Raw genomic sequence first — 18124 nt, forward strand, 5'->3', positions numbered from 1 at the left:
TGGTGGTGGTGGTGGCGGCGGCTTGCGAGGCCGCCCCTTCGCGGTCGCGAACCGACCGCATAAAGCAAAAAGGGTCGACACGTTGCGTGCCAACCCTTCAGCTTGAATCTAGTGGCGGAGCGGACGGGGCTCGAACCCGCGACCCCCGGCGTGACAGGCCGGTATTCTAACCAACTGAACTACCGCTCCGCAGCGGTTTGTGTCACCGTACTACCTGTGCAGATGCCAGCAAGCTGGCGTCCCCTAGGGGATTCGAACCCCTGTACTCACCGTGAAAGGGTGATGTCCTAGGCCTCTAGACGAAGGGGACCTGGACTGCACATTTCTTCGCTTTGACTGGTGGAGGTAAGCGGGATCGAACCGCTGACCTCTTGCATGCCATGCAAGCGCTCTCCCAGCTGAGCTATACCCCCCCGAGATTCAAACAGCGCCTTGCTTTTTTGCTGCTTGCTTCGTTGTGTCGGCGAAGAAACGAGATTATGCAGAAGTTTTTGGCTTCGTGCAAGTCGACTGCGGAAAAAATCCGCTTTTTTTGTCATCCTTCTGCCACGAACCCGGCGCCCGCCGTGTGGCCATCGCAGATCCAGGGACATAGCTCGAATCAAATCAACGACTTGCGCGGCAGGCGCTTTAGGTGCATCGTCGGTGCAATGACGATCACGGACGCCGCATCCAGAACGACGACACATCATGACCCGAACCTCCTTCCCTACCCGGCGCCTGGGGCGCACCGACATGCACATCACCCGCGTCGGCTTCGGCGCATGGGCCGCTGGCGGCGGCGACTGGGCGGTGGGCTGGGGGTCGCAGGATGACGGCGAGTCCATCGCCGCGATCCGCCATGCGGTCGATCGCGGCATCAACTGGATCGACACGGCGGCCGTCTATGGCCTGGGTCATTCGGAGGACATCGTGCGCCGGGCGCTGTCCGGCATGCCGTCCTCGCAGCGCCCCTATGTATTCACCAAGGGCGGACTGACCTGGACGCAGGACGACGATCCGCGCGCCATGCCCCGCCGCAACGGTTCGCCCGACAGCCTGCGGCGCGAAGTCGACGCCTCGCTGCGGCGCCTGGGCGTCGAATGCATCGACCTCTACCAGATGCACTGGCCGGCGGGCGACGGCACGCCGCTTTCCGAATACTGGGGCACGCTGCTGGAACTGAAGCAGGCCGGCAAGCTGCGCGCCATCGGCCTGTCCAACCACAACCTGGCCCAGTTGCAGGCCGCCCACGCGCTGGGCCGCGTCGATACGCTGCAGCCGCCTTTCTCCGCGGTACGGCGCGAAGCGGCGGCGGACCTGCTGCCCTGGTGCGCCGAACACGACGTCGGCGTGATCGTCTACAGCCCCATGCAATCGGGCCTGCTGTCGGGCAAGTTCTCCGAAGCCCGCGCTCGCGCCCTGCCAAACAACGACTGGCGTTCGCGGCACGCCGAATTCACCGCGCCACTGCTGGCGCGCAATCTGGCGCTGGCCGATGCCCTGGAACCGATCGCGGACCGCCACGGCACCACGGCAGGCGCGGTCGCGATCGCCTGGACGCTGGCGTGGCCGGGCGTCACCGGCGCCATCGTCGGCGCGCGCAGCGCCGCGCAGGTCGACGGCTGGCTGGCGGCCGCCACGCTGGAACTGGATGGGGACGACCTGGACGATATCGCCCGGGCCATCGAGCGCAGCGGCGCGGGCGCGGGGCCGGCCTGGCCGCACGCCGACGACGTGCCGTTGACCGAGCGCCTGCGCCGCTGACACGGCACATCGCTCCCCCTGCCCTGGCGACGTTGCGTGGCGGTCCGAAAAAATTTCGGCGAATTTGCCTGGGCATCTGACAGCGGTAAAAAAATAGTGCATAATTCGCGCCCTGTTCGCCGAAACGGCTTTACGGCAAAGGCAAAGCGATACCTTCCCAGGCCATCGCCAAGCGCAGTGAAGCACATCGGGGGTATAGCTCAGCTGGGAGAGCGCTTGCATGGCATGCAAGAGGTCAGCGGTTCGATCCCGCTTACCTCCACCAGTCCACGCGAACAGAATGTGCGGGTCCAAGTCCCCTTCGTCTAGAGGCCTAGGACATCACCCTTTCACGGTGAGTACAGGGGTTCGAATCCCCTAGGGGACGCCAGCTTGCTGGCATCTGCACAGGTAGTACGGTGACGCAAACCGCTGCGGAGCGGTAGTTCAGTTGGTTAGAATACCGGCCTGTCACGCCGGGGGTCGCGGGTTCGAGCCCCGTCCGCTCCGCCAAAATTCGAAGGGTTGGCTCGATGCAGATCGAGCCAACCCTTTTTCATTTCCGCCTGCGCGCAGCCGGCGCGGCGACGTCAGTCCTCGTCGTCGTCATCCTCCGCCACCACCACCCTCAACCGGTACTTGGCCTGCGCCTCGCTCACGACGCGCGCGACCACCTCGGCATACGTCTTGTCGCCGGCATAGGGCGGCATGTTCCAGTTGCCGGCGCCCTGGTCGTCCCGCAGCAGTTGCGGCGGCGGGATGACGATCTTCACGTCGCCCGCCGGCGAGGTCAGCCCATCCACCGCCTGCTGGACATACAGGCGGATCTCATCGGCGGTACGTTCTTCTTTCTGGGCCATCGTGGTCTCCGGTTTTTTAACGTGGTGATCCAATGGTAGGCCTGTTGCCGGCGGCGCGCGGTCACGATCCATGACCGATGTGAGCAGAAGGAACATGCGTCCCTCATATTCAAATTACGTCAGCATGACTGATCGACACATTAATACACACCGTTTCAGGGAAACGACAGAAACCCTTCTTCATTCAGCTACGTAACAGCTACGTCATTACCTCAGGCAACCATGACGCCTCTTTTGTATCGAGGAGAGAGTCATGCACGCTGAGCCGTCCTTTGGCCGCAACGGGTCCGAGTCCCGTTGGAACCATCGCCTGAAAGTCATCGCCGCGGCCCTGGCCGCCGCAGGTCTGGTCGCCGCTTGCGGCGGCAGCGACCACGACGACGACCAGGCCACCACGCCGCCGGTCGCTGGCGAGCCGATGGACCTGACCATCCTGCACATCGACGATCACCATTCGAACCTGGATGCCAAGAACCGTACGCTGAACCTGAAGAATGCCGCCGGCACCCGCACGGCGGTCAGCGTCGAGGCCGCCGGCTTCCCGCGCGTCACCGCGGCCATGAAAGAGCTGTCCGTTGGCAAGACCAACGTGCTGAAGCTGCACGCTGGCGACGCCCTGACCGGCACGCTGTATTACAACCGCGCCGGCGCGCTGGGCGAAGCCGATGCCACGATGATGAACACCGTGTGCTTCGACGCCTTCACGCTGGGCAACCACGAATTCGACAAGGGCGACACCGAACTCAAGGGCTTCATCGACCGCCTGCACGCCGACGATTGCCAGACCCCGGTTATCAGCGCCAACGTGCACTTCGGCGAGAACTCCCAACTGAACCCGTCGCGCGCCCCGGGCTACGTCAACCCGTACACCATCGTCGAGCGCAGCGACCAGAAGATCGGTATCGTCGGCCTGACGATCGCCACCAAGACCAAGAACTCGTCCAGCCCCGACGCCGACACCACGTTCGAAGACGAAACCGTTGCCGCGCAGCGTTCGATCGACGAACTGAAGGCACAGGGCATCAACAAGATCGTCGTCATGAGCCACATCGGCTACGAGTACGACAAGCAGGTGCTGGCCAACCTGAGCGGCGTGGACGTCGTGGTCGGTGGCGACTCGCACACCCTGCTGGGCCCGGACTGGCTGACCGACTACGGCGTGGGCACCCCCGCCGGCAAGTATGCCGAGCAGTTGGCCGACAAGGACGGCAGCCCCGTGTGCCTGGTGCACGCCTGGGAATACTCGCAGGTCGTGGGCGAGCTGAACGTCTCGTTCGACAAGGACGGCAAGGTCACCAACTGCGGCGGTACGCCTCACGTGCTGATCGACGAGAACATCAGCGTCAGCGGCGCCACGCCCAGCGCGGCCGATCTGCGCGCCATGCGTGACGACATCGCCGCCAGCGGCTTCCTGCGCATCACGCACCCCGACACCGCCGCCGCCGAACTGCTGAAGCCCTTCAAGGCCTTCGTGGATGAGTTCCGCGCCAAGGAAGTCGCCATCACGATGCAGGAACTGTGCCGTCGCCGCGTTCCCGGCACGCCGCCCAACCCCGCCATCGCCGACGTCAGCAACAGCAGCGACACTTGCAACACCGAAGGCAACGTCGCCCTGCGCGGCGGCGACATCCAGCAGTATGTCGCTCAGGCCTTCCTGGAAATCGCCAACAGCGACTACGGTGGCGCCGACATCTCGCTGCAGAACGGCGGCGGCGTGCGCGTGGCCCTGCCCATCGACACCGTCACGGGCCGCGTGACGGCTGCCGATGTGCTGACCGTCCTGCCCTTCAGCAACATGCTGTGGCGCCTGGAGCTGACCGGCGCCGAGGTCAAGACCATGGTGGAAGATGGCCTGAACGCCGTGTTCGGCACGGGCGGCTCGACCGGCCCCTACCCCTACACGGGCGGCCTGCGCTTCGACGTGAACTACGCCCAAGCCTACGGCAGCCGCGCCAGCAACCTGGAAGTGCGCAACCGCGACACCGGCGTGTGGGAAGCCATCGACCCTGCCAAGACCTACAAGCTGTTCACGCTGAGCTTCGCGGCCCAGGGTGGCGACGGCTACAAGGTCCTGGCCACGATCCCGGCCGAGCGCCGCGAAGACATCGGCGTGCTCGACGCTGACGCCTTCCAGACCTACATCGATCGCCAGACCGTCGATTCGTCGACGAACCTGCCGGTGATCGAGCGCGTGGACGACGCGCTGTACAGCACGAAGTCGTTCAACCCCTGATAGGCACGCCGCTCGGCCTGTAAAAGGCTGAGCCTCGGTGTCCGATACGCCCGCCTGCCGGGTGGCCAGAAATGGCCGCCAGGCGTGGCGGGCGAACTTTTGGACGGACGGTCTGGCGGCCCCCGCGGCACGGCGACCGTGACCGGCTTGCATTCGCGCCAGGCCGGATCTCTGAAAGACAAGGCCCGCTTGGCGAAACGCCGCTCTTCCAGGCCTCGGGCACAAGGCGCATCTTAAATTTACTTTCAGATACAACAATTAAGACGCCTGGTCGGTCCGCAAGATGCCTGCGCGTTACCAGCAACCAGCACGCAATTTTCAGGCTACCTCTTTTAACATCAGCCAAAATAACGCCAATTTCGCGATTTTTGACGGAATTGCCTTTCTCGCCCCACCCTTCTTACGATGCGCCAGCCGCTGGCCCCCGCCTCGGCCGTGAAGAAGGAGCCCCCATGCACACCCAGCCCGTGGCTGCCCCCGCGCGCCAGCCATCCGCCCTCTCGGCGGACGCCGCCTGGCAAGTCGACGACTTGATGACGCTGTACGACCTGCCGCTGCCCGACCTGCTGCACCGCGCGCAATCGGTGCATCGCAAGCATTTCGCCGCCGACACGGTGCAGCTCTCCACGCTGCTGTCGATCAAGACCGGCGGCTGTCCGGAGGACTGCGGGTACTGCCCGCAATCGGCCCGCTACGACACCGGCGTGGCCTCGCAGGCCCTGCTGCCGCTGGAAGACGTGCTGCGGGCCGCCCGCGCGGCCCGCGACAGCGGCGCCCGCCGCTTCTGCATGGGCGCGGCCTGGCGCAGCCCCAAGCCGCATCAGCTGGAGGCCGTGGCCGAGATGGTGGCCGCGGTGAAGGCGCTGGGCCTGGAGACCTGCGTGACGCTGGGCATGCTGCGCGCGGGCCAGGCCGAACAGTTGAAAGACGCCGGGCTGGACTACTACAACCACAACCTGGACACCTCGCCGGCCTTCTATGGCGGCGTCATCTCGACGCGCACCTACCAGGACCGCCTGGACACGCTGCAGCGCGTACGCGGCGCCGGACTGTCGGTGTGCTGCGGCGGCATCATCGGCATGGGCGAATCGCGGCGCGAGCGCGCCGCGCTGATCGCACAATTGGCCGACCTGCGCCCGTATCCCGAATCGGTGCCGATCAACAACCTGATCGCCGTGCCCGGTACCCCTTTGGCCGACGCCGAACCGCTGGACCCCTTCGAACTGGTGCGCACCATCGCGGTGGCCCGCATCGCCATGCCGGGCGCCATGGTGCGCCTGTCCGCGGGCCGCGAGTCGCTGGCGGACGCCGAACAGGCGCTATGCTTCCTGGCCGGCGCGAACTCGATTTTCTACGGCGACACGCTGCTGACCGCCGCCAACCCGCAGGCAGAAGCCGACCGCCGCCTTCTGGCGCGCCTGGGCATGCGCGCCGGCGATGCCCTTCCCCCCATGGAGGCTGTATGCCTATGACCCCCGGCCTTCTGTTGCTGGCCATCAGCGTGACGTGCAGCGTCACGGTTTCCGTGCTGCTGAAACTGGCCCGCCGCCACGACATCGACGTGCGCCAGTCCTTCGCGGCCAACTACGCCATCGCGGCCATCCTGTGCTGGCTCACGCTGTCGCCCCAGCCGGTGCAGGCACTGTCCACGCCCGGCGCCTGGATGCTGCTGGCGCCGCTGGCGGTGCTGATGCCCTCGGTCTTCATGGCGATGGCGCAGTCGGTGCGCCACGCAGGCATCGTGCGCAGCGACGCCGCGCAGCGCCTGGCCCTGTTCATCCCCCTGTTGGCGGCCTTCGCCCTGTTCGGCGAACCACTGACGGGCCACAAGCTGATGGGCATCGCCCTGGCCTTCGGCGCCCTGGCCTGCCTGCTGCGCCGGCCGCGCAACGAGGCCACCGATCCCGACGCCACGCGCGGCGCCTGGCTGTGGCCGGTGGCGGTCATGGTGGGCTATGGCGTGATCGACGTGCTGTACAAGCAGATGGCGCGCGCCGGCTCGGCCTTTCCGGGCACGATGCTGGTGGTGTTCATCCTGGCCGGCCTGGTGACCACGCTGTACCTGGTGGCGCGCCGCGTGCGGTGGCAATGGCGCAGCCTGGGCGCGGGCGTCATCCTGGGCCTGTTCAACTTCGGCAACATCATCACCTACATCAAGGCGCACCAGAGCCTGCCGGGCAATCCGGCGCTGGTGTTCGCCTCGATGAACATGGGTGTGATCACGGTCGGCGCCCTGGTGGGCGCGTTGGTGTTCCGCGAGCGCCTGAGCCCGCTGAACCTGGCGGGCCTGGTACTGGCGATCGGCGCCATCGTGGTGATGATGCCGCGTTGACGCGGTCGGCGCGATGGCGGGCGCCACGCCGGAAGGACGCCGACGCGCCAGGGCTGGCCAAAGTCGCCGGCGAATGCCGTCCGCACCGAACAGGCCGGTCCCGCGCCATGTGAACCTGGCGCCAGGTCAGCCCTGCGCCACGTGCCGCAGGATGTCCTCGCCGTAGGCATCCAGCTTGCGCGCGCCCACCCCGCTGATGTGTCCCAGGTCTTCCAGCGTCTCGGGCTTCGCGGTGGCGATCTCGCGCAGCGTGGCGTCGTGGAAGATCACATAGGCCGGCACGCCGTGGTTCTTGGCGACTTCGCCGCGCCAGGCGCGCAAGGCATCGAACAGCGGCTTGGCCTCGGGCGGCAGATCCACCGCCTCGGCGCGCGTGCGCTGCGTGCCCCGGGAACGTTCCTTCTTCTCGGACTCGCGGCGCAGCATCAGCTGGCGCTCGCCCTTGAGCACCGCGCGGCTGTCCTGCGTCAACGCCAGGGTGCCGTAGCCTTCGTGGTCCACCATCAGCAGCCCCTGCGCCAGCAACTGGCGCAGCACGCCGCGCCACGCCTGGTCGGACAGGTCGGCCCCGATGCCGAACACGGTCAGCGATTCGTGATCGTGCTGGCGCGTGCGCTCGGTGCTCTTGCCGCGCAGGATGTCGATGATGTGGCCCGCGCCATAGCGCTGGCCGCGCTGCTGCAGGCGATAGACCGCGGACAGCACCTTCTGCGCGGCCACCGTGCCGTCCCAGGCCTGGGGCGGATCCAGGCAGACGTCGCAGTTGCCGCAGGCGGTGATGGTCTGGCCGAAATAGGCCAGCAGGCGCACGCGGCGGCACTCGACCGTCTCGCACAGGCCCAGCATGGCGTCCAGTTGCTGCCCCAGGCGGCGGCGGTAGGCCTCGTCGCCCGGCGATTCGTCGATCATGCGGCGCTGCTGCACCACGTCCTGCAGGCCATAGGCCAGCCAGGCCGAGGCCGGCAGGCCGTCGCGGCCGGCACGGCCGGTTTCCTGGTAGTAGCCCTCGACCGATTTGGGCAGGTCGATGTGCGCCACGAAACGCACGTCGGGCTTGTCGATGCCCATGCCGAACGCGATGGTGGCCACCATGACGATGCCGTCCTCGCGCAGGAAGCGCGACTGGTTGCCCGCGCGCACCTGCGCCCCCAGCCCCGCGTGATAAGGCAAGGCATTGATGCCGTTGTTGCACAGGAATTCGGCGGTTTCTTCCACCCGGGCGCGCGACAGGCAGTAGACGACGCCCGAATCGCCCGCGTGCTCGGTGCGGATCAGGTCCAGCAACTGGCGCCGCACCTCGTTTTTCTCGACGATGCGATAGCGGATGTTCGGCCGGTCGAAACTGGCCACGAAATGGCGGGCCGTATCCAGCGCCAGGCGCTGCGCGATCTCGTCGCGCGTGGCGGCGGTGGCCGTGGCCGTCAGCGCGATGCGCGGCACGTCGGGCCAGCGCTCGTGCAGCATCGACAGCGCGAGGTATTCCGGCCGGAAATCATGGCCCCACTGCGACACGCAGTGCGCCTCGTCGATGGCGAACAGCGCCACGCGGCCGCGTTCCAGCAGTTCGAGGCAGCGGTCGGTCATCAGGCGCTCGGGCGCCACGTACAGCAGGTCGAGCTCGCCGGCCAGGAAGGCCTGCTCGACCTCGCGGGCCACGCGCCACTCCTGCGTGGAATTCAGGAAGGCCGCGCGCACGCCCAGTTCGGTCAGCGCGTCGACCTGGTCCTGCATCAGCGCGATGAGCGGCGACACGACCACGCCGGTGCCTTCGCGCACCAGCGCGGGCACCTGGTAGCAGAGGGATTTGCCGCCGCCGGTGGGCATCAGCACCAGGGCATCGCCGCCGTCGATGACGTGCTGGACGATGTCCTGCTGGTCACCGCGGAAGGATTCGTAGCCGAATACGCGCTGCAGTACGGACAGGGCGCGCGGGTCAGACATGGAGAGCAGCCGAAAGCATCATGCGGGGGATTTTAAGCCGCATTTTGCGGACCGGCCGCTGCGGCGTGACGAATCGGCGCGCTAGCGGCGCCACCAGCGCCCGCGCATGAAGGTATCGACCGGCATGCTCAGGTTGGCGCGCACGTCGTAGTCGCCGGTGACGATGTCGCGGTCGGCGCCCAGCGCGAACTGCACGGTCGGCGCCAGTTGCACGCTTTGCACCAGGCCGATGCGCCGCTCGTCGTCCGCCGGGGTCAGGCCATTGCCCAGCGTATAGGTGCCGCTGAGCGTGCCGATGCCCGACACCGGTACGCCGGCGCTGTAGATGTTGCGGCTGTAGGGCTGCGCGCCCCCCGATTGATAGGTGGCCAGGTCGCTGAAGCCGTTCTGCGTGCGCTCGGTGATCAGTCCGACCTTCAGGTCCTCGATGACGTCGACGCTGTAGCCCAGCCGGTAACGGCGGGCTCCCACGGCATCGTAGGAGCTCTGCGTGATGCCGGCCTGCATGCTGCCATACTCGCCCGCCGAATAAGTGGTGCCCAGGCCGTGCGCGGCCAGCGATGGCGCGCTCTGCACCTGCCCTTCGAGGGTCACGTCGGAGGTCAGGCCGTAACGGAAACTGCCGGTGCCCACCGACGGACCGTAGGCCACCGCGCCGGAGGTGGCCGTCATGTCGGTGTGGTTCAGGCGACCGATCGAAGAGGAGTAGCCGAACTGGCCTGGCTGCAAGGTGCCGGCCGGCGTCGTGGAGGGCGCCGGGCTCGACAATTGCAGGCCGCCGATGGCGAAGGCGGAACTCCCCCAGGTCAGCGCCGTCGTGCTCAGGTTGCCCACCGCCACGGAGGGGCCGTCGACCTCGCGGTAGGTCCAGCTGCGGTCGCCATAGACCATGCCGGTCTGCGACCCGACCGACGCGAACCATCGCTTGCGGGGCTTGGCGATGCCGTAGACCACTTGCACCTTGGTGCCGGGGCCGAGATCGACGGCCTCCAGTCCCAGGGCATAGGCGGGATCGGGTTCGGGCGGCCCGGCATTCGGATCGGCCAGCGCGGTCGCGCACAAGAGGCCGACGTCGTCGTCATCCGGACACGGATCGGTGGGCAGTTCGTGCGCCTCGAGTTCGGCCGCGGGCGCCACCCGCATCGGCAAGGCCGGCGCGAGCACCCCGATGCCGTAGCGGGCGACGTCGCCATCGGAAGCCCAGCCATCGATGGACGAGGGCGCGCGGCGCGGACTGGCCTGCGCCACTTTGACCGGCTGCGGCCTGGCGGCGGGCGTCGCCTCGGCCGTCGGGACGTGGCTATCGTCCAGCGTGGCGCAGGCGCCCAGCGTGCAGGTGCTGGCCAGGCCCAGGAGCATGGCGCGCGCCGCCATCCGCTGACGCGCGCGGACGAACGCAGGCATCCAGAAGAGGAAACGGGGGCACGGCATAGGGAAGGGCGTCCTGAGTACTGCCGCGTCCAGGCGCGACGGACAGATTCGATTTTAAGGCCAGCCGCAGGTTCCCTTCAAAGCGGGGACATAGCAAAATAGTGCCGCTGCATATTTCAATTGATTTCCACCCCTTGCCGCGCGCCCTGCGCCGAGTCACTATGCCGCCCATGGATCAGCCCCACACCAAGCTGTTGGTCGTCGACGACGATCCCGCGCTGCGGCAATTGTTGGCCGACTATCTCAACCGGCACGGCTACGACACCCTGCTGGCGCCCGACGCCAACGATCTGGCCGCGCGCATCACCCGCTACGCGCCCGACCTGCTGGTGCTGGACCGCATGCTGCCCGGCGGCGATGGCGCCGATGCCTGCCGCAAGCTGCGCGAACAGGGCGAAGACCTGCCCGTCATCCTGCTGACCGCGCGCGACGAGGCCGTCGACCGCATCATCGGCCTGGAAGCCGGCGCCGACGACTACCTGGGCAAGCCCTTCGATCCCCGCGAATTGCTGGCCCGCATCGAGGCGGTGCTGCGCCGCAAGCGCGGCCCGTCGGCGCTCACCAAGGATTCGCCCGTCACGTTCGGCCCGTTCGTCTTCGACCCGGCCACGCGCCAGTTGCTGCGCGACGGCACGGCCGTCAAGCTCACCGGCGGCGAGATCAACCTGCTCGAAGCCCTGGTGCGCAACGCCGGCAAGCCGCTGTCGCGCGAACGCCTGCTGTCGCTGGCCCGCGACGACGACAGCGGCGAGCGCAACGACCGGGCCATCGACATCGCCGTCCTGCGGCTGCGCCGCGCCATCGAGGAAGACCCCAAGCAGCCGCGCTGGATCCAGACGGTCTGGGGCATCGGCTACCGGTTCTCCCCCTGAGGCGGCGCTGTCATGCGCCTGCATCCCCGCCTGTTGCTGCCGCGTTCGCTGCGCGCCCGCCTGATCCTGCTGGTATTGGGCGCCGTGCTGCTGGCGCAGGCCGCCACGCTGACCAGCGCGGCGTACTTCCGCGACAAGTTCATCGAGAACGTCGGCATCGACTATCTCACCACCACCATCCGCACGCTGCGCGCGGCGCTGTCCCAGGTGCCCGCCGAGGACCGCCCCGATTTCGTGCGGGTGGCCTCGCAGAACCAGTGGCGGCTGTGGTCGCGGGTGCTGCCCGCCGAGGCCCGGCTGCAACGCCGCGAGCACCTGCCGCCGCGCCGCGACCCGCCCGACACCGACGACGTGCGGCGCAACCTGCGCGGCCTCGTGCGCGAGCTGAACGACCGGCTGAACGACGGCACCCGGGTGGCCCTGTCGCGCGGCCCCGATCCCGAGCTGTACATCTCGCTGGCGCCCAATCCGGCGACGGAAGACGCGCCGCTGCTGCGCGAATGGCTGGTCATCCCGCTGGAACGGCTGGATCCCCCCGTGTCCACGCCGCTGCTGGCCATCTGGCTGGGCGGACTGGGGGTCGTGCTGCTGCTGGCCGCGGGCTTTTCGTGGCACATCACCCGGCCCATCACCCGGCTGGCCGACGCCGCCGACCGGCTGGCCGCGGGCCAGCCGCAGCGCGTCGAGCCCTCCGGCCCGCACGAGACGCGCGTGCTGGGCGAACGCTTCAACGCCATGCTGGACGCGCTGGCCGAATCCGACTCGGTGCGGCGCACCCTGCTGTCCGGCCTGCCCCACGACCTGAAAGGTCCGTTGTCGCGCATGTGGCTGCGCATCGAGATGGCCGATGATTCGGCGCTGAAGGACGGCCTGCGCAAAGACCTGCAGGACATGCAGCACATGGTCGACCAGTTCATCGGCTTCGTGCGCGGCACCGACCCGGCGGCCTATCATCGCACCCCGCTGTCCCTGACCGAATGGATCGAGGACCGCGTGGGCGCCTGGCAAGGCGCGGGCACCGACGTCAGGCTGCAATCGCCGGACGATCCCGACCTGGTGGTCAACGGCGACGCGGTCGCGCTGGGCCGGCTGCTGGACAACCTGATCGGCAATGCCCTGCACCACGGCGCCCTGCCCCTGGACATCGCCCTGCGCCGCGAAGGCGATCTGGCCATCCTGGACGTGGCCGACCACGGCCCGGGCATCGCCTGCGAACGGCGCCAGGAAGCCCTGCGTCCGTTCGCCCGTCTGGACGACGCGCGCACCCGCACCGGCAATGTCGGCCTGGGGCTGGCCCTGGCCGATTCGATCGCGCGCGTGCACGGCGGGACGCTGGAACTGCTGGATGCGCCGGAAGGCGGATTGCTGGTGCGGATCTCGCTGCCGCTGGCGGCGTAGCCCCGCCACACATGGGCCACGGCCGACGGCATCGATCCGGCGCCGTCCCGCCGGCCCTGCCCGCGAAGCCTTGGAAAATCAGGGCTGCGGCAATACCGGCTGCGCCGCCGCGCGGCGCTCGCGGCCAAACACCGTTCGGTACGCCAGCACGTTGAAGATCAGCACCACCGGCCCCCCGATCACCGCCCCGGCCAGCACCAGGCGCATCGACGCCACCGCGCCGGAACCGTCCCAGATGGTGAGGTCGTCCAGGATCAGGTAGGGGAAGAAGCTGTAGGTCAGCCCCGCCAGCATCAGCACATACAGCAGCACGCACAGCAGGAAAGGCAGCCAGTCGAAGCGGTCCGCGCGGCCCGGCAGGCGGGCCAGCAGCATCTCGATGCCCACGAAGCACAGCAGCATCGCCACCCATACGGCCACGGCCAGGCCCAGGTGGGAATCGTCGCTCCAGCGGTAGAACACGCCCGAGTTGGCCAGGCCCAGCGCCACGGCCACCGCCACCATGCCGACCGAGGTCCAGCGCGTGGCATGGCGCGCCCAGGCCACCGCGCGGCGCTGCAGGTCGCCATCGACGCGCATGACCAGCCAGCAGGCGCCCAGCAAGGCGTAGGCAGCGATGGCGCACACGCCGGTGAAGATCGAGAACCAGCCGTAGCCGGCGTCGCTCTGGTAGCCCGTGGCCACCCGGCCCAGCACGGCGCCCTGCCCGACCGCGGTCAGCACCGAGCCCAGCCAGAAGCCCACGATCCAGCGCGGCTTGTGCTCGTTGCGGGCGCGGATGCGGAACTCGAACGACACGCTGCGCAGCAGCATGCCGAACCCCATGCAGGCCAACGGCCCGTAGAGCTTGCTGAACACCGAGCCCCAGGCAAAGGGAAACGCCGCGCAGAACAGCCCGATGCCCAGCAAGGGCCAGAATTCGTTGGCGTCGCGCCAGGGGCTGAGCAGGCCCATCATGCGGCCGCGCATCTCGGACGGCGCGAGCTGCAGCAGCACGCCCACGCCGATGTCGAAACCGTCCAGCACGATGCCGGCCACGATCAACAGCAACAGCAGGCCCATGAACACCAGCGGCATCCAGAAGGCGGGATCGCCCGGCGTCAGTCCCAGCGAGGCGGCAAGGGTATCGATCATGCGGCGCCTCCGATGGCCTTGCGTACCGGCACCACGCCATAGCGCGCGGCATGCAGCAGCATGCCGACGAACGCCAGTCCCAGCGCCAGGTAAAGCAGCACGTAGGCCAGCAGGCCGTAGCCGAGCGAAGTATGCGAGGCGCTGCTCAGCACCTCGGATTGCGTGACCGTGCGGTTGACGGTGTAAGGCAACAGGCCGACCAGGGACACCCACCATCCGGCCACCGCGGCAATGCCGCCGGCGAAGGTCATGCCGATCAGCGTGCGCAGCCACCAGGCGGGCAGCGCGGAGGGATCGAGATGGCGGCGCCAGCCCAGCAGCAGCGTCAGGCAGGCCGCGCCCAGCATGGCCAGGCCCAGCAGCACGGCCACGCGCGCCGACCAGAACACCAGCGCCACGGGTGGCTGCATGCCCGCGAAGCGGTCCAACCCCACGAACTCGCCCTGCGCGGTGCGCCCGAGCAGGCGCGAGCCGGAATGGACCGTCCAGGAATACAGGTTGGTCTGGGTCTCGGCGTCGGGCCAGCCGACCAGGGCCAGCTCGGGTTGAGCGCCGGTATGCCAATAGCCCGCCACCGCCGCCGCCTTGGCGGGCTGGTGCACCGCGACCAGTTCGGCCAGGCCCAGCGCGGCCGGCGCCTGCAGCAGGGCGGCGAAGGCGGCGACCACCGCCGCGGCCTTGAACGCGTTGCGTTCGCCGTCACCGGGCGGACGGCGCAGCGTCTGCAGCGCGATCACGCCCATGATGAGAAATGCGGCGGCGAGCAGGGCGCCCAGCACGGTCAGGGCCATGCTCCAGCCGAACGAGGGGTTGAACACGACGGCAGGCCAGTCGTAGACCTGATAGCGCCCCTCGATGAGCGCGGCGCCATCGGGCGTCTGCATCCAGGAATGCAGGGCCACCAGCCAGCCCACGGCCACCAGTTGGCCGATGGCCACCATGAATACCGCCAGGGTGTGGGCCGCGTCGGACACGCGGCGCTGCCCGAACAGCATGACGCCCAGGAAACAGGACTTGAGCACGAAGACGGACAGCACGCCGTAGCCCACCAGCGGACCGGCCACGTTGCCGATCCGGTCCATCACGCCGCCCCACAGGCTGCCCATCTGCACCAGCACCGGCAGCGCCGCTCCCAGGGCCAGCACGAAACTGAGGGCAAAGATGCGGACCCAGAAGCGGTAGGCGGCCGTCCAGCCGGCCTGCCCGGTGACGCGCGCGCGGATCTTGAAGAAAAGCAGCAACCAGGCCAGCGCGAGCGCCACGGCCATGAACAGCGCAAGGAAACTGAAGCTGACCAGGAACTGCGCGCGGGCCAGCAAAAGCGAGGGGATTTCCATGATGGCCGGTAGTGTAGTCGGTTGGGAGCCGTGTCTGACGTGCCGGCGGTGAAAAACCGGACCAGCGTGGCGTACTGCGTGGGCCACCGCCGCGAACGTGGCAAAATTGACGCTTTACCGCTGCCATTTCGATTCTGTCCAGAATGACCACCGCACCGACGCCGCCTGCCGCCAGCAATTACCTGCGCAACATCATCGAAGACGACCTGGAGTCGGGCCGCTTCCAGGGCAAGCGCTGGGCCGGCCGGCCCGGGCCGGCGGCCGTGCAGCGGCAGGGCGATCCCGATCCGGCGCGCATCCGCACCCGGTTCCCGCCGGAGCCCAACGGCTACCTGCACATCGGCCACGCCAAGAGCATCTGCGTCAACTTCGGCATGGCGCGCGAGTACGGCGGCGTCTGCCACCTGCGCTTCGACGACACCAATCCCGAGAAGGAAGAGCAGGAGTACGTCGATGCCATCGCCGAGGCCGTGCAATGGCTGGGCTTCGACTGGCGCGCCGACGGCAACGACAACAAGTACTTCGCCAGCGACTACTTCGGCTACATGTACGAGTTCGCCGAGGCGCTGATCGAGGCCGGCCACGCCTACGTCGACGAACAGAACGCCGATCAGATCCGCGCCAACCGCGGCACGCTGACCGAACCCGGCACCGATTCGCCCTGGCGCGACCGACCCGCGGCCGAGTCGCTGACGCTGTTGCGCGAGATGCGCGACGGCAAGCATCCCGACGGCAGCCTGGTGCTGCGCGCCCGCATCGACATGGCCTCGCCCAACATCAACCTGCGCGATCCGGTCATGTACCGCGTGCGTCACGCCACGCACCACCGCACGGGCGACGCCTGGTGCATCTATCCGATGTACAGCTGGGCCCACCCGGTCGAGGACGCGCTGGAAGGCATCACGCACAGCATCTGCACGCTGGAGTTCGAAGACCAGCGCCCGTTCTACGACTGGATCCTGGCCCGTCTGGCCGAGCTGGGCAAGCTGGCCGCGCCGCTGCCGCACCAGTACGAATTCGCGCGCCTGAACCTCACTTACATCGTCACCAGCAAGCGCAAGCTGCTGCAACTGGTGCGCGAAGGCCACGTGGCGGGCTGGGACGACCCGCGCCTGCCCACGCTGTTCGGCCTGCGCCGCCGGGGCTACACGCCGGCCGCCATCCGCCTGTTCTGCGACCGCACCGCCGTGTCCAAGTCCGATTCGCGCATCGACTACAGCCTGCTGGAGCAGGCCGCGCGCGACGACCTCGATCCGATCGCGCCGCGCGCCGTCGCGGTGCTGGATCCGCTCAAGCTGATCATCACCAACTACCCCGAGGGGCAGGCGGACATCTGCACCGCCCCCCGCAACCCGCACGACCCCGCGGCCGGCCACCGCGAATTCCCGTTTTCGCGCGAACTGTGGATCGAGCGCGACGACTTCCGCGAAGAGCCGCCCAAGAAGTACTTCCGCCTGTTCCCGGGCAACCAGGTGCGCCTGAAGTACGGCTACGTCGTCCAATGCACGGGCTTGCGCAAGGACGAGGCCGGCAACGTCATCGAGGTGCACGCCGAATACCTGCCCGAGACCCGCAGCGGCACGCCGGGCGCCGACAGCGTCAAGGTCAAGGGCACCATCACCTGGATCAGCGCGGCGCATGCCGTGCCGGCGCAGGTGCATCTGTACGACCGCCTGTTCGCCGATCCGCATCCCGACGCCGGCGAGAAAGACTTCCTGACCTGCCTGAACCCGAACTCGAAGCAGACGGTGCGGGCCTGGCTCGAGCCGGGCACCATCGCCGAACCCGGCGCCACCTGGCAGTTCGAACGCCTGGGTTACTTCACCGCCGACCGCGTCGAGTCCACCGCCGAGGCCCCCGTGCTGAACCGCGTGGTCACGCTGCGCGACTCCTGGGCCGCCTGAGCATCGCCATGAACACCGAATCGCTCGCCCTGGATTTCAAGAGCGCCACGCTGTATGCCGTGCGGGTGGTGCTGCAAAGCGCGGACACCGGCCGGCTGGCCGATGCGCTCGCGCAGCGCATGGCCGACGCGGGCAGCTTCTTCGAACACGAGCCGGTCGTCATCGACGCCAGCCGTGTGGAGGAAACCATCGACTGGCCACGCCTGCTGCAGGCCCTGCGCGAGCACAACCTGCCGCCCATCGGCGTGGTCGCCGAGGGCGCCAACCTGGCCGCCGCGCGCGAAGCCGGCCTGACGCCGGTGGACCTGTCCACGGCCAACGCGCGCCCGACGATGCCGGCCGATGCGGCCGCCGCCGTGCGCGCCGCCGAATTCGCCGAAGTGCCCGTGCCGGCCGCGCCATCGGCCCCCTCTGCCGCGCCGGCCCCCGCCGCGCCTGTGCCCGCCGCGGCCAGGCCCGACCCCAGACCGGAACCCCAACCCGATCCCGCCGCCGCTGCCGCGCCCACGCCGCCCCCGTCGTCCTCGGCCATGGTGATCAACCGGCCGCTGCGTTCGGGCCAGCGCGTGTATGCGCGCCAGACCGACCTGGTGGTGATCGGCATGGTCAGCCAGGGCGCGGAAGTCATTGCCGACGGCAACGTGCACGTCTACGGTCCGCTGCGCGGCAAGGCCATGGCCGGCGCGCGCGGCGACACCAATGCACGCATCTTCACCACGCAGCTCGATGCCGAACTGCTGGCCGTGGCGGGCGTGTATCGGGTGGTGGAAGCCAAGCTCGATGCAAAGCTGCACAATCAGCCCGCGCTGGTCTGGCTGGACGGCGAAGCGCTGCGGGTCGAGGCACTGAAAAGCTGAGTGCAAACACACTGGCGGACAGGCGTTCGCCATACATCTTGCAATAAGCCTTACACGGGCTTTTTGCTTTACGATAACGCGGTTTATTTGATAAGGGTTT

At 68.2% G+C, this 18124-nt stretch carries 13 protein-coding genes and 6 tRNA genes; 11 read left to right on the forward strand and 8 right to left on the reverse strand.

Annotated features, from left to right (window positions below):
* Positions 1 to 112: 112 nt before the first annotated feature.
* From A6745_RS02325 to A6745_RS02335, 3 genes are all read right to left on the reverse strand, one after another.
* Positions 113 to 189, reverse strand: a tRNA-Asp gene (locus A6745_RS02325).
* Between the two features lie 45 nt (positions 190 to 234).
* A tRNA-Glu gene (locus tag A6745_RS02330) sits at positions 235 to 310 on the reverse strand.
* Positions 311 to 337: 27 nt separating this feature from the next.
* Positions 338 to 413, reverse strand: a tRNA-Ala gene (locus A6745_RS02335).
* 322 nt (positions 414 to 735) lie between these two features.
* Here A6745_RS02335 and A6745_RS02340 point away from each other — a divergent pair.
* The 4 genes from A6745_RS02340 to A6745_RS02355 all read left to right on the forward strand — a co-directional run bounded on the left by A6745_RS02340 (position 736) and on the right by A6745_RS02355 (position 2238).
* Complete coding sequence (locus tag A6745_RS02340; RefSeq protein WP_082852856.1) at positions 736 to 1746, forward strand: aldo/keto reductase; 1011 nt, start codon at positions 736 to 738, stop codon at positions 1744 to 1746.
* 189 nt (positions 1747 to 1935) lie between these two features.
* A tRNA-Ala gene (locus tag A6745_RS02345) sits at positions 1936 to 2011 on the forward strand.
* 29 nt (positions 2012 to 2040) lie between these two features.
* A tRNA-Glu gene (locus tag A6745_RS02350) sits at positions 2041 to 2116 on the forward strand.
* A gap of 45 nt (positions 2117 to 2161) precedes the next feature.
* Positions 2162 to 2238, forward strand: a tRNA-Asp gene (locus tag A6745_RS02355).
* Positions 2239 to 2315: 77 nt separating this feature from the next.
* Here the strand turns inward: A6745_RS02355 and A6745_RS02360 are convergent.
* Positions 2316 to 2585 carry a hypothetical protein gene (locus A6745_RS02360; protein WP_066123037.1) on the reverse strand — a complete coding sequence of 90 codons (270 nt, stop codon included), beginning with the start codon at positions 2583 to 2585 and terminating at the stop codon, positions 2316 to 2318.
* 253 nt (positions 2586 to 2838) lie between these two features.
* Between A6745_RS02360 and A6745_RS02365 the strand changes: the two genes are divergently transcribed.
* The 3 genes from A6745_RS02365 (at position 2839) to A6745_RS02375 (ending at position 7150) form a co-directional block, all read left to right on the forward strand.
* Entirely contained in the window at positions 2839 to 4818 is a 1980-nt protein-coding gene (locus A6745_RS02365) for a bifunctional metallophosphatase/5'-nucleotidase (RefSeq protein ID WP_066123041.1), read from the forward strand.
* Between the two features lie 452 nt (positions 4819 to 5270).
* Entirely contained in the window at positions 5271 to 6290 is a 1020-nt protein-coding gene (bioB, locus tag A6745_RS02370; protein WP_066123043.1) for a biotin synthase BioB, read from the forward strand.
* Entirely contained in the window at positions 6287 to 7150 is an 864-nt protein-coding gene (locus A6745_RS02375; protein ID WP_066123045.1) for a DMT family transporter, read from the forward strand. Before bioB ends, A6745_RS02375 begins: the two co-directional genes overlap by 4 nt.
* Before the next feature lie 126 nt (positions 7151 to 7276).
* Here A6745_RS02375 and recQ read toward each other — a convergent pair whose 3' ends face one another.
* Positions 7277 to 9091 (reverse strand): DNA helicase RecQ, encoded by a 1815-nt coding sequence (gene recQ / locus A6745_RS02380; RefSeq protein WP_066123047.1) that lies wholly within the window; start codon positions 9089 to 9091, stop codon positions 7277 to 7279.
* Positions 9092 to 9172: 81 nt separating this feature from the next.
* The gene (locus A6745_RS02385; RefSeq protein WP_231885886.1) at positions 9173 to 10450 is read right to left on the reverse strand and encodes a fimbrial protein; all 1278 of its coding nucleotides are present in this window, start codon (positions 10448 to 10450) and stop codon (positions 9173 to 9175) included.
* A 242-nt stretch (positions 10451 to 10692) separates the two neighbouring features.
* Here A6745_RS02385 and A6745_RS02390 point away from each other — a divergent pair, with 242 nt between their 5' ends.
* On the forward strand, positions 10693 to 11394 hold the full coding sequence (locus A6745_RS02390) for a response regulator (protein WP_066123754.1): 702 nt from the start codon (positions 10693 to 10695) through the stop codon (positions 11392 to 11394).
* 12 nt (positions 11395 to 11406) lie between these two features.
* Positions 11407 to 12792 (forward strand): sensor histidine kinase RisK, encoded by a 1386-nt coding sequence (risK, locus tag A6745_RS02395; protein WP_066123051.1) that lies wholly within the window; start codon positions 11407 to 11409, stop codon positions 12790 to 12792.
* A 78-nt stretch (positions 12793 to 12870) separates the two neighbouring features.
* On the opposite strand, the gene A6745_RS02400 is transcribed toward risK, so the two are convergent.
* Entirely contained in the window at positions 12871 to 13926 is a 1056-nt protein-coding gene (locus tag A6745_RS02400; protein ID WP_066123053.1) for a cytochrome d ubiquinol oxidase subunit II, read from the reverse strand.
* Positions 13923 to 15263: a cytochrome ubiquinol oxidase subunit I gene (locus tag A6745_RS02405; protein ID WP_066123055.1), complete on the reverse strand. Its 1341-nt coding sequence runs from the start codon at positions 15261 to 15263 to the stop codon at positions 13923 to 13925. The genes A6745_RS02400 and A6745_RS02405 overlap by 4 nt, the downstream gene beginning before the upstream one ends.
* A gap of 143 nt (positions 15264 to 15406) precedes the next feature.
* Between A6745_RS02405 and A6745_RS02410 the strand changes: the two genes are divergently transcribed.
* Together A6745_RS02410 and minC are read left to right on the forward strand one after the other, a co-directional pair.
* Positions 15407 to 17167: a glutamine--tRNA ligase/YqeY domain fusion protein gene (locus A6745_RS02410; protein WP_066123057.1), complete on the forward strand. Its 1761-nt coding sequence runs from the start codon at positions 15407 to 15409 to the stop codon at positions 17165 to 17167.
* 8 nt (positions 17168 to 17175) lie between these two features.
* Positions 17176 to 18024: a septum site-determining protein MinC gene (gene minC, locus A6745_RS02415; RefSeq protein ID WP_066123059.1), complete on the forward strand. Its 849-nt coding sequence runs from the start codon at positions 17176 to 17178 to the stop codon at positions 18022 to 18024.
* Positions 18025 to 18124: the final 100 nt, after the last annotated feature.

Source organism: Bordetella ansorpii (assembly GCF_900078705.1).
Taxonomy (GTDB): Bacteria; Pseudomonadota; Gammaproteobacteria; order Burkholderiales; family Burkholderiaceae_B; genus Bordetella; species Bordetella ansorpii_A.